Source organism: Bradyrhizobium sp. LTSP857, assembly GCF_000938285.1.
In the GTDB taxonomy this organism is placed as follows: Bacteria; Pseudomonadota; Alphaproteobacteria; order Rhizobiales; family Xanthobacteraceae; genus Bradyrhizobium.
On the sequence record NZ_JYMS01000013.1, the window covers coordinates 54,516 to 65,920 of the forward strand.

At 58.0% G+C, this 11,405-nt stretch carries 9 protein-coding genes and 3 pseudogenes; 6 read left to right on the forward strand and 6 right to left on the reverse strand.

Going from position 1 to position 11,405, the window contains the following annotated elements; genetic code table 11:
- Positions 1–45: 45 nt before the first annotated feature.
- A complete protein-coding gene (locus UP06_RS07035) occupies positions 46–885 on the reverse strand; it encodes a 2OG-Fe(II) oxygenase (RefSeq protein ID WP_082078633.1) in 840 nt (279 codons plus the stop codon).
- Between the two features lie 316 nt (positions 886–1,201).
- On the opposite strand from UP06_RS07035, the gene UP06_RS07040 reads away from it, so the two are divergent.
- Positions 1,202–1,450: a hypothetical protein gene (locus tag UP06_RS07040; RefSeq protein ID WP_045001637.1), complete on the forward strand. Its 249-nt coding sequence runs from the start codon at positions 1,202–1,204 to the stop codon at positions 1,448–1,450.
- 54 nt (positions 1,451–1,504) lie between these two features.
- Here the strand turns inward: UP06_RS07040 and UP06_RS07045 are convergent, their stop codons facing one another.
- The gene (locus tag UP06_RS07045) at positions 1,505–1,843 is read right to left on the reverse strand and encodes an H-NS histone family protein (protein WP_045001665.1); all 339 of its coding nucleotides are present in this window, start codon (positions 1,841–1,843) and stop codon (positions 1,505–1,507) included.
- An 879-nt stretch (positions 1,844–2,722) separates the two neighbouring features.
- Between UP06_RS07045 and UP06_RS07050 the strand changes: the two genes are divergently transcribed.
- From UP06_RS07050 to UP06_RS39420, 5 genes and pseudogenes are all read left to right on the forward strand, one after another.
- Positions 2,723–3,349, forward strand: a complete 627-nt coding sequence (locus tag UP06_RS07050; protein WP_045001639.1) for a LuxR C-terminal-related transcriptional regulator — start codon at positions 2,723–2,725, stop codon at positions 3,347–3,349.
- A 968-nt stretch (positions 3,350–4,317) separates the two neighbouring features.
- The gene (locus tag UP06_RS07060) at positions 4,318–4,608 is read left to right on the forward strand and encodes a hypothetical protein (protein ID WP_045001642.1); all 291 of its coding nucleotides are present in this window, start codon (positions 4,318–4,320) and stop codon (positions 4,606–4,608) included.
- Between the two features lie 324 nt (positions 4,609–4,932).
- Positions 4,933–5,253, forward strand: a pseudogene (locus UP06_RS41945) (hypothetical protein); the annotation flags it as partial.
- 1,659 nt (positions 5,254–6,912) lie between these two features.
- Positions 6,913–7,323 (forward strand): annotated as a pseudogene (locus tag UP06_RS41955) (transcriptional regulator); the annotation flags it as partial.
- A gap of 244 nt (positions 7,324–7,567) precedes the next feature.
- Positions 7,568–8,419 (forward strand): Hint domain-containing protein, encoded by an 852-nt coding sequence (locus tag UP06_RS39420; RefSeq protein ID WP_045001646.1) that lies wholly within the window; start codon positions 7,568–7,570, stop codon positions 8,417–8,419.
- A 217-nt stretch (positions 8,420–8,636) separates the two neighbouring features.
- On the opposite strand, the pseudogene UP06_RS40640 reads toward UP06_RS39420, so the two are convergent.
- The 4 genes and pseudogenes from UP06_RS40640 to tnpA form a co-directional block, all read right to left on the reverse strand.
- Positions 8,637–8,723, reverse strand: a pseudogene (locus UP06_RS40640) (tyrosine-type recombinase/integrase); the annotation flags it as partial.
- Between the two features lie 184 nt (positions 8,724–8,907).
- On the reverse strand, positions 8,908–10,536 hold the full coding sequence (gene tnpC / locus UP06_RS07075; protein WP_044999807.1) for an IS66 family transposase: 1,629 nt from the start codon (positions 10,534–10,536) through the stop codon (positions 8,908–8,910).
- A 70-nt stretch (positions 10,537–10,606) separates the two neighbouring features.
- A complete protein-coding gene (tnpB, locus tag UP06_RS07080; RefSeq protein ID WP_044999806.1) occupies positions 10,607–10,954 on the reverse strand; it encodes an IS66 family insertion sequence element accessory protein TnpB in 348 nt (115 codons plus the stop codon).
- Positions 10,951–11,346, reverse strand: coding sequence for an IS66-like element accessory protein TnpA (gene tnpA / locus UP06_RS07085; RefSeq protein WP_044999804.1), 396 nt, complete (start codon positions 11,344–11,346; stop codon positions 10,951–10,953). The genes tnpB and tnpA overlap by 4 nt, the downstream gene beginning before the upstream one ends.
- Between the last annotated feature and the right edge of the window lie 59 nt (positions 11,347–11,405).

Sequence of the window (11,405 nt, forward strand, 5' to 3'; positions counted from 1 at the left end):
GTTCCGGTCATGGGGCGGGTCCCACCGTTGCCACTGAGAAAAAATTCATGATGCTTTCGGGCGGCGAGGCCTTGATATCCGGTCGCGCGCAGCCCGGAGCGCGTTGTACAGCCGGTCGGGGATGAGCGCGCGAAGCTGATCCTGCCAGCTCATGCGCTCGATCGACTGGTCTTCGCCAGGACGGGCGGCCCAATACCGGACACGGCGCTCGCCGCGTGCGGGGATACGGCGCGTCGTGGTGTAGTAGTAGGCTGCGACCGAGAGGCGCATTCGTTCGGCTGGGCAAGCGACGGGATCAGGCAAGCCATGCAGCGTGGCTCCATGTGTCTCCCAGACGATCATGGTGTTGAATCTTGGGAAGATTCGGCGTCCAAGCGCTGACATATCTGGAGGCCACAATTCCAAACTGCCTCCATAATCGTCGGGCCAGTCCCTATTGAGATAAATGAGCAGATTTACACGGTGGAAGAGGCCGGTCGCTGGGTGAATCTCGAAGTCGCGATGAATTTTCGTGAAGCCACCTGCGGGCGTTCTGTGCACCCCGGCGAATTTGTGCGTCGGATCGGCGATAAGATTTTCGACTCCGGTTATGCCCGAGATGAAGTCTCTGAAACGATCACTGTCGACGAACTCTAGTAGATGCTCGGTAGCCGGCCCCAAACCTTCCGAACTTTCCTGCTTCACCAAGCGATCAGTGTTGGTTGCAATAAGCCGGGCTGCCTTGATCGCCGCGCATTCGGCGGCGACCATGTCCAACAGTCTCTCGGGAAACGCGTCATTGACGACGATGTGGGGCCAAGGCTGGGCATTGGCGTACTCGTACCGCAGGGAATCCGTCCGGGCGAAGAGTCTGCTGAGTGAGTGAAGCTGAAAATCGACGTACAATCCGCATCTCCTGACGGTTATTGCTTCAGCCACGTGATCATTTCCGATTATATCAAAATAGATAAATCCGATCAAATTAAATGTCAAAACTAATAATATTGTGGAACCGGGGGGCGGCGTGAGCGCGATTGCCGGCCCTATTTGCAGAGAGCGTTTCGACGCTTCTTGCGCGACGACTTGGTGCCTGTTTCGTCCAATGTCGAGAGACTGCAGCGAGGAGTGATTGCAAGTTGAAACTTAAAACCGTACAATTAACATATTTAAGTTGTGATTTGTCGGTTTTGGGTTATTATTAAATAGGCGTTCGTGTGTGGTGATGACCCACCTTGATATCGAAGAGAGTGAGGATCGCCGGGAGTTCTTAAAGAGCTGCGGAAAATTTGCAGCCGTGACTCCGCCGGTGATGACCCTTTTGCTTTCCACCTCTCTAACCTCGACCGCGATAGCCAGCTCGGGCGGCCACGCTGCGCATCGCAACAATGGCTATGGCTATGGCTATGGCTATGGCTATGGCAACGGCGGCGGCGACGGTAGTCCGAACGGTAAAGAGGACCGTGACCGCTGAGAGAGGCCAAGCCGCCAATTTTGGTATGCGAACGCCGTACCGGTCCAGCAGGGCTCAGCCGGTCCGCCGCCGCTTGGATGGCCGGTCGATCAGGAGATCATCCAGCTTCTTTCCGGCTCTGAGCTGGGCTTTCAGCCACCGGGGCTGCTTACCGCGACCCGACCAGGTTTCGGAGGGGTTCTTCGGGTTCTGGTACTTGGGCAAGACTGCCGGATAAGGGCGGCGCACAGTTTCATCGCTTCGGGCTGTGCCGGCGGCCCCCTCTATTCGGCGAAGCCGCTCCTCCAGCTTGGCTTTTTCTGCAGCCAGTCTGCGACTGAGGACAGCGGTCACCCCGTCGTAGAGCGCCCACAGCTCGGCTGTGGGCATTGATGCCCAATCGTCTTTCTGCATAGAACCCTTCCCCATCCAAGTGGAGGGAACTATCAGGTCATACCCCGATTGAGCAAGTACGATCCTGCTTGAGGGCCGGCGGCCTAGCTCCATGAAGTGCCGGCACTACCGGCTCAGTCCGCGCTTACGAACGCGCCGGAATCTCGCCTGCCTGTTCGCCCGTCGCCGTGTACCGAGCAGTCGCTGCTCGGCCTCCAGCACGCGACTACGCAAATTCTGCAATTCCGCGAATTGAACGATTAGAGCTTGGTGTGCTTGGCGTAAAATAATTGAACAGTACATGTGACAACCTACTCATTACTAGCGGTTGTGCCGGTTCGGAGACAGAACTCGCACCTCTGAGCCCCTCGGGCCGGCACGCGACCGAACTTGAAAAAGGTTGAAGCCAATTTTTAAAAGAAGGAAATTCCTTTTTGTCACTCCCTTGAGTCGAGTCCTCACTCCTCTGGGCGAACTCTGGCTCATGGTAGATTTGAAATCGAAATGTCCCTATATGTCGTTGGTAATAGGGCCTGACGTAACAATAGTGGATGTCGGTCATCATATGACGGGATGTCCCAGCCATGGCGCCGCCACACTTATTGCGCGAACTTCTATATAGAAACTATCGTCAATTGATCTCAACTCCGCCCTTTTCGCGATGAATCTGCATTTTTGGAGTTTATTCAAAGCCCTGCGTACTTGAGGTACCTTACGCATCCTTTGGTTGACATTTGGTGATGTTGCTCTCAGGTGTTGCCGGAGTAAGTCCGAGGGGAGTGCGACATTCTGTCAGAGCGAAATTGCAGCCTTGGTAAATATGGCCTGCTTTACAATGAATTGTCGTCTAACGGGATTAAGCTAGCGCCCGCGGGGTTTCTGGGAATAGGTTGACGAAGCATGCGCCGCATCACAGTCGTCATCGCAGACCGACATCCCATTGTCCTGCAAGGGATCAATATCACTCTTGCAGCGCAGCATGACTTCGCTGTCGTGGCGTCCTGCGGCCGCGGTGCAGACTGCATCGAGGCGATGCGACGTCTTGTTCCCGACATTTTGCTTCTCGATGTCGCAATGCCCGACATGAATGGAGTGGAAATCCTCGCTTTCGCTAAGTCCGCAGGCCTGCGTACGCGCGCGGTATTCTTTACCGGTTTAGCCGAGGACCGTGAATTGGCGAGACTGGCTGCGAATGGCGCGCATGCCGTGGTTTCGAAGGATGCGACACCGGCGACGCTGGTGGAGGTCTTGCGACAGGTTGCACAGGGCCAGAGACCGCTGTCTGTTCCACGGACCAGCCAGGAGAGCAGTAAGGACCCCCCCGCAACTGATGAAGAGAAGCCCTTGACCCAGCTAACGGAGCGGGAGCGGCAGATCATGCGGCTTGTCTCTGAAGGGCTGTCGAACAAGGAAATCGGCCGTCGCCTGAATATTGCCGAAGGCACCATCAAGGTTCATCTTCATCGAATCTTCCAGAAGCTGGATATCAGCAATCGTACGGTTCTCGCGACCATGGCGCTCTCCTAGAACGAATGGCGCCACTCGACGCGCGAACTCACCCCCTTAATCGTATCACAGCGGGATCTGGCCGATCTGAAATGGAAAACGCACGTCGGAATGGCCGCGAGGCGTGCCAGTGGATATGTCCTGATTGCCTTCTCCGCCTCTGACGCAGAGGTTCTCTCGCCAAGGGTGGGGGGCGGCCCCGGGTAAGGCGCGTAGAAGGCTTTTCTGGCGACCTGGCATAGAGACGGGCGGGAGTGACCGGCGCTTAGGACCTTGACCAAACCGCCGACTGTGCCGTCGCGCACTTCATTCCTAGATACGTCGACGCATGTCGACCCCTCGAAAGGTAAGCTTTCGTTTAATGTGTCGTCACTTTGACCAGCCGAGGCCTTCTAGTGCGGCCAAGTGCTCAACGAACCTGTTGCAGCCTTGCTCGGCCTCAGCAAGGGATTGAAACGGTGAGCCGCCGATCCTGATGGCCCCTTTGGTCGGGTCGAGCGGGCGCCAGCTCGCCATGTAGCCGGTACGTCCGTGAAAGCCTGGACCGGTGGGACTCTCGAAGCTGATCACAAATGAGAAACCGCCCCTGCTGGCGCTCCAGACTTCCATGGCCTCGACGGACCGGTGAAATTGCAATGGCACGGCAGTGATCCGTTTCGGCGAAGTCGCTCTCATGCAGCAAATATAACCTGAAGATAAAAATAAAAATTTGAAATGTGATTTTATCTTTGATTAAATAATCGAGATTGGCGCCAGATTAAGCGCCAAGGGGCCCCGGAGCGGTTTCAGCAGCTCGCCGCCCCCTGGGCTGCTGGAGCCGTCTTGCTGTTGTCCGTAGCCTGCAGCCATCGACTTGACGAGAGCTCGGTGATTTACTTTCTTGAATTAATTTCGATATCATTATACTTGATTTAATCGTGCGGGCTCTTTCCCGGTGTGACGCGAGGGAACTGGCTCGTCCTGAGGAAGATCAGTCCAGGGTGGTTCAAATGCGTGCATTTCTGATCGTCTTGGTCGCGTTAATTGCGCCGGCCCAAGCCGAACTCGCGCCTTCGGGCCCGTTCAAGAGACCAGAAGCCGGTCTTAACGCTGCCTGCGCCTACAGCATCCGGGGATACCCGATTGAGGTGCCCGCCGGTGTGAACCTTTGCTGGCGCGCACCATTCCCGTACTCCTCGGAATATGGCCTGCTGCATTGCGATCCGAAATTCCAGTTTCAGGAGATCGCCCTGGTGAAGCGCAGCGATCCGCGCTGCGAAAGATACGAGTACAGGCAATAGGCGCGGCAGCCGGGGAGGGTCGCAAGCGGCGGAATGTCTGCCGCGCAGCCTCGGATCTTCAATCATTGCGCAGATTGATCTTGGCTGCCCGCGGGGCGGAGGCTCAAACATTCGCGGGCCGAACTGGCCAGCTAATCCAGGGCCATCGCGAATCCGGTGCTCTCCATCTGGGGAGGAGGATGGCGGGCCACGTATTGCCGCGCCCTCTCCGCATCGAAAAGGGTTCGGCCGGAATCGGAGCTGTTCCGGCAGGCCTTGAAAACTTTCGATTGAAATCTGATTTAATTAATATAAATATAACCGAGAATTAAATCGGAGAGAGATATGTCCACATCGGACAGCAGTGAGGATGACGACCGCAGAGAATTTCTGAAAACCTGCGGGAGATTCGTTGCTGTCACGCCTCCTGCGATGACCCTGCTTCTGTCAACATCCCTGACCTCGAGCGCCATTGCGCGCTCGGGCGCACGCGACGGGGGAAATCGCGACAATGGCGGGCATTCATTCCTCGACGATGACCCTCCGTCCGGGGGCGCCTCTGGAACGTCGGGGGGGCCACCATTTCAAGGGGGTAAAGCCTCTGGTCACGGTGGTGGGGCATCCGGAGGTGGCTCTTCTGGCGGTGGGGGGGCGCATGGTGGGGGAGGATCACCCACGAGTATCACAAGCTCTGGAAGCATAGATGCATCCGCAGGCCCCAATTGTGCAGACGAGGAAGATGAGAGACGTAAAAGCAGGCGCGACTGCGACCCCGCCGACCTCAAGCCTTCGAATTTGGCTAGATCGGAACCGACCTGGACGCGCCAGTTTCCGCGCAATAACTGAATAAGCCAGCCGCAGCCCGTGTTCGAACTTGAGATGGAGCCCAGGACTTGGCGCGCCGTTGCCGAGGCTTGGCCTGGGCCACCTTTGGCACGTCCGCTGGGATCAGGTCAGCAGTGGTGCGAAGTACGGTATCGTTCGACCGTTTGAGAGATGGAACTTTCGGCAAAGTCAGCGATTTGAGATGAATGACGGTACCGACAAAGGGGACAACGTGCATTTACGTACGTATATTGCCGCAGGTTGCTGAAAATTCGGAGTCGGAGTAATAACCTGAGTTGAGCGTCGGTTCAAAGACACAGACATTGGATTGCGGGATTGGTTGGTCAGAGGACAAGCACAGTTGTTGTTGGTGCTCGCTTCAAGATGAGCGAATTTGGGATGCGTCGCTGCCCAGAACTGGCTCACCAGACCGGTACGGTTGTCGATGTTAGCCCTCGCACGAGTTCCGTCACCGTGCTGTTCGATGATGCCACAAAACCAACTTACCTCCACCAGGACTACATATCTCCATTGTCGAAGTAACTAATCATCACGGCGCGCAGCCGACACAGTTGGCAGCTTGCGCTGCCAACTATCCCACGACGTCCTAGCTTGATCCATTGTCGCGTCGCTGAAAAAGGGTCATCCAGCATGTGGGTTCACGACCGTATAACCCCGCAGTGAACGCGAGTGAATTCTCGTTGCCCGCCCGCCAGAGTTGGCATCATACGCCATCCACATGTCGCCCCCGAGGTGTTGTTCCAACACGAAGACGTGCCCGTGGCGTGCTGCAACCATCCCCGGTGCCGGCGATGCACGCGGAAAGCGTAGCCAATTGGCCGCGAGGTTCAATTCCGGCACGATACGGCCAAACACACGTATAGCCGCGCCGCAACCGCAGAAAGATCGCGGGCAACCGGCGGGGCGACCGCCGACAATCTGACCGTGAGGGACATTCGTCTCCGCCGAGCCGTTACGAACGTCAGCGCCTGGGTGCGCGTCTGAAAACGGTGGCCGGGAATACCGCGAAAATCTTATGTGGCGCATCTGCAAGTACGAAAAGTCGCAAGGCATAGTCACATTGCATTCCGGAATTTGACCAGTGGGGGGCCGCGCTTCCGAAGCAATGGATGAGCTTGCAAAAATCAGCGACGCAATGGTTACGCATTTTAGCATTGCAGGACTCCGATTAAATCGTCCTGCCCCAATATTTAAATACCAATGATAATTTGGCAGAACTGTGCCAAAAAAATGAAGCGCTTAATATTTTGTCGCGCCGGGTTTGCCTGATCGAGAAGAGGCGGCCAGTCAAATCCGACGCGAAACCTACCTGAAGTTGATTCATGATTGTCAGGCGTACCTGCAAGGCAAGCCGGTGCGCCGCTCCTCACGTCTCGGGAATAGGCAGTGGCGGCGCGGCGCTGACGTTGGTTGCAAAGCCAGTGGCTGCGGGGGTTCCTGACGGAGGTGCCGCACATGGCTCGCCTCCCGGCACGTTATGTCGGGCCGTTGGTCGCGACGGGCAATCCATCTGCCGAGGCAAACCCGCAGACGTCACCAGCACTTGCGTTGCCCGACAAGCCATCCGTCGCGGTGCTTCCGTTTTCAAATTTGAGCGGCGACCCCAAGCAGGAGTATTTCGCCGACGGCATGGTCGAAAACATCATCGCTGGATTGTCTTGCATCAAATGGCTGTTCGTGGTCGCGCGCAATTCGAGCTTCACCTACAAGGAAGAGACTGTAGACGTGAAACGCGTGGGTCGCGAGCTCGGGGTACGCTACGTGTTCGAAGGAAGCCTGCGTAAAGACGGCAATCGTCTTCGCATCTCCGCACAGATGATAGAAGCCGAGACCGGAGGCCATTTGTGGGCCGAGCGATATGACCGTCCGCTCGGTGACATTTTCGCGCTTCACGCGTTACGGAAAGACGTAAAGTGTCCGTGTCGGCGCGGACTTGACCCGCGTGGCGCTGAAGTTGTCTTCTGTGAAATCATAAAGCGCCGAAGCGGGCCAGAGGCGGCAACGAACTCCAAGGCTCAACATGACAATTATTTAATCAGAATTTATATTGAATTTCTATTAAATTCATGGTTTAATACAGTTCAAGTTAATTCCATTCGTTGGGTGTGTTTTCAGCAAAAAGACTGGGGAACTCATGGCCCGCAAATCTGGCGATCGCCGTCCGCCCATCAGCCCTGCGCGCCGTCATTTCATGGCGATCGTTGCCGCGGGGACGGGAAGACTATCGACTATCGCAATTTCGTCGTCACTGCTCGCAGGCCTCAAGGTCAAAGATGCCAACGCACTCGGCATATTTCCTCGGGGGAATCCCAAGGATCGCGGCGATTCCCGAGGCGGTCCCAATCATAATTGTTTCGGGCGAGGAACGCTTATTCGGACGGCCGACGGCGAAACGCCCGTTGAAGACCTGCCAATCGGTGCTTTGGTCATCACGACCAACGGTGCATTGCCGGTCAAATGGGTGGGTCGAAAAACCATTAGAAGGAATGCGTCGGCCTCCTGGCATCCGAGCGTTATGCCGGTCCGGGTGTCACGCTCCGCGATCGATGATCAAACGCCGCAGAGGGATTTGTATCTATCGCAGGAACACTCCCTTTTAATCGATAGCGTTTTGATCCCCGCGAAACATCTCGTCAATGGAAGCTCGATCACGTTCGACGACGATGCAATGATGTCCGAAACCATCGAATATTTCTGCGTGGACCTCGATACTCATGAAGTGATCTTTGCGGAAGGCACGGCAGCCGAGTCGTTTCAGTACAGGGGTGGTCCAATCGCCTGGGATAATATTGGCGACTACCAGGACCTTTACGGCAGCGAGCATAAGGTAATGCCGGCGTTTGCACCGCTTTGCCGCTACAGCGGGGGCCGGGCAGAGGCGCGTGGCTTGCTTCGGCTAGCAGCTTCTCGTTTCGTCGACATGCGCGATCCCATTCAGATTGCTTACGGCCGGATCGCGGCCCGGGCAATGGCGATAGCTGCTTGAATGGGCCGACGGCCCTGTTTATGGATGATTGGCAGTGTCTCGAGGGCCTTTGCAGCCCGCTATCTTTTGCATGGCCTGGGACCAGCTTGCCCTAGCGACGTGGAGACTTAATCCCAGCTGCGTCCAGAAGCCGTAACCAGCACACTTCCGAGTTCTACTATTGGCCCGAAGCCGGTAGCAAGAGAGGGGCAGAGCATGTCCGCTCTGCCCAGTCAGTTCAGATGTCGACCTGCTCTGCTATCGCGAGCGCATCGTCGACTTCAATTCCCAGATACCGGACGGTGCTCTCGATTTTGGTGTGCCCCTCCGCGGTATTTGAGACATCGGTCATGATGACGTCCTCAGTTAATGAGGTCGATCACTCTCGAACGTGTCACCTTCTGAACCTACGCGTTCAATGCATTGCCGACCATTGGTGAAAACATTTCGGCTCTCAGCTAAAAGGATTGTAAGCATCCGGCGAAGACCGCGCGCGGGTCATTTTCGGCTCAGGCGGCTTGATCAACGTTCCGGATGGCAGAGCGCCAATTCCATGGCAGCAGTTCGTCGAGCCTTTGGACGGGATGCTCGGCGATGCGCGCCAGAACGTCGGCGAGCCAGGCTTGCGGATCGACGTCGTTCATCTTGGCGGTGACGATCAGGCTGTACATCACCGCCGCCCGCTCGCCGCCGCGATCCGAGCCGCAGAACAACCACGACTTCCGACCTAAAGCGATGCCGCGCACGCCACGCTCCGCCGCATTGTTGGACAGGCAGATGCGGCCGTCATCGAGGAAGCGGGTAAATGCGCTCCAGCGCTTGAGCATGTAGTCCATGGCCTTGGCGACATCGTTGCTGCGCGAGAGCTTGGCGCGTTGTGTGCGCATCCAGGCTTCCAGATCGGCCACGAGCGGCGCGCTGAGTTCCCGGCGAACTGCCTGGCGCCTTTCGGCGCTCTGACCGTTGATGGTCCGCTCGATCTCGAACAGGGCGTCGATCCGGCGGACTGTTTCCAGCGCCAGCGGCGAGATCACTGCCGGCCTCTTGCCCTGAGCCTTGCGACGCGCATTCTCGGCCAGATCAGCCATCACGAAGAACGGCCGCCGGGCATGGACCCAGCACGCGGCTTCCAGGATCGGACCTGCGTTGCGGCCCGGTTCGTAAAGCCTGCCATAGCCGCCATAGGCATCGGCCTGGAAGATTCCGCTGTAGTTGGCCAAGTGAGCCTGGGGATGCTCGCCGGCCCGATCGCGCGAGTAATAGAACACCGCGCCCGGCGGGGCCTGCCCTCCAAAAGGCTTGTCGTCGCGCACATAGACCCAGATCCGGCCGGTGTCGGTCTTGCCTTTGGCCAGGACCGGAACCGTGGTGTCGTCCCCGTGCAATCGCTCGGCGCTCAGTACGTAGGCCTCGAGGCGCTTGAACAAAGGTGCCAGCGCCGCGGTGCAGCCGCCGACCTGGTCGGCCAGGGTCGACAGACTGATCGGCACGCCCTCCTTGGCATAGCGCTCCGCTTGCCGGTTCAGCGGCTGATGTTGACCAAACTTCTCGAACAGCACCATCGCCAGCAGGCTTGGCCCCGCCCAGCCGCGGGCAAGCACATGGAACGGCGCCGGAGCCTGGCTGATCTTCTCGCAATCACGGCAAGTAAACTTCTCGCGGACGTGCTGGATCACTTTCCAGGATTTCGGGATCACCTCCAGCGTCTCGGTGATGTCCTCGCCGAGCTTGGACAGCCGCGCGCCGCCACAGCAGGCGCACGCCACAGGTCCCGGCACGATCACCCGCTCGCGAGGTAGATGCTCCGGGAACGGCTGGCGTGACGGCCGCTTGCGCGTGAACGACGCCACCTTCGTGGTTTTGGCCGCGGCCATTTCGGCGGCGAGTTCGTCCTCCGTCGCCGAACTCTCCAGCTCCTCCAGCGTCAGTTCAAGCTGATCCAATAGCCGCGCGGTACGCTCCGAGCGCGGACCATGGCGGTCGCGGTTGAGTTTCTCGATCTGCAGCTTCAGATGGGCGATCAACGCCTGGTCGTCGGACTGCCGGGCACGGGCGGCCGCAGCCTCCGCCCGAGCAACGATCAATGCCGCTTGCAGCGTTTCGATGTCGTCTGGCAGCGATTCAAGGCCGTCACCCATGGCCCCGATGGAATCACAAAAGAGGCGATTTGAGGCGTCTTTTCTTCCGCACCTCAGAACTTTTTTGAGCCTATCCTGCGCTCTGTGGCCGCCACGTGTGCTGCGGATTGCGCCAGTCGATCGCCTCCAGCAGATAACTCATCTGCGCCGCGCTCAGCCCCACCACACCGCCCACCGTCGCCGGCCAGACAAAACGGCCACGGTCCAACCGCTTCGCGTAGAGCGACAATCCAATTCCATCGTGCCACAAGGCCTTGATCAGCGAACCGCCGCGTCCGCGGAACACGAAGACATCTCCGGCGAACGGATCGCGACCAAGGCTTTCCTGCACCAATAATGACAAACCCTGCATGCCCTTGCGCATGTCAGTGTAGCCGGTCGCAATCCAGATGCGTGCGCTCGAAGAGACTGGGATCATCGACGCTCCAGAACCTGCAGCACCCGCGCCAGGGCGGCCGCATCGACGCCCGCATCGACAATCACCCGACGATCCCGGCCAACGACGATCACCATCTGCCCGCTCGTCGCTGTGGCAGCAACCGCCGGCTCGACCTCAGCGGCAAGGACGACCCGCGCAAAGCCGGATTGCTCGCTTTGAGGGCTGATCGGCTCGGGACCGAACGAGCGCCGCCATGTCATCAGCAACGAACGTGATATGCCATGGCGTCTTGCTGTCGACGATATCGCGCGCGGCGCTTGAAAGCTTTCGGTCACGATCCGCAGCTTTTCGTCATCCGACCAGCGTCGCCGGCGACCAGTCTCGACCACCTCAAGCCGTTCAAGCTGAGTACTGCGCTTATGGCTGTCCATAAGGACTGTTACGCACCAATTGGACTAATCCAACAAGGCGGCCCTCGCCGGAGGGAGAC

What these genes read in the sequence shown, in the direction of transcription:
- UP06_RS07040 (WP_045001637.1), top strand. Translation starts at nt 1,202, where the DNA reads ATGACCCACCTTGATATCGAAGAGAGTGAGGATCGCCGGGAGTTCTTA.
- UP06_RS07045 (WP_045001665.1), bottom strand. Translation starts at nt 1,843, where the DNA reads ATGCAGAAAGACGATTGGGCATCAATGCCCACAGCCGAGCTGTGGGCG.
- UP06_RS07050 (WP_045001639.1), top strand. Translation starts at nt 2,723, where the DNA reads ATGCGCCGCATCACAGTCGTCATCGCAGACCGACATCCCATTGTCCTG.
- UP06_RS07060 (WP_045001642.1), top strand. Translation starts at nt 4,318, where the DNA reads ATGCGTGCATTTCTGATCGTCTTGGTCGCGTTAATTGCGCCGGCCCAA.
- UP06_RS39420 (WP_045001646.1), top strand. Translation starts at nt 7,568, where the DNA reads ATGGCCCGCAAATCTGGCGATCGCCGTCCGCCCATCAGCCCTGCGCGC.
- tnpC (WP_044999807.1), bottom strand. Translation starts at nt 10,536, where the DNA reads ATGGGTGACGGCCTTGAATCGCTGCCAGACGACATCGAAACGCTGCAA.
- tnpB (WP_044999806.1), bottom strand. Translation starts at nt 10,954, where the DNA reads ATGATCCCAGTCTCTTCGAGCGCACGCATCTGGATTGCGACCGGCTAC.
- tnpA (WP_044999804.1), bottom strand. Translation starts at nt 11,346, where the DNA reads ATGGACAGCCATAAGCGCAGTACTCAGCTTGAACGGCTTGAGGTGGTC.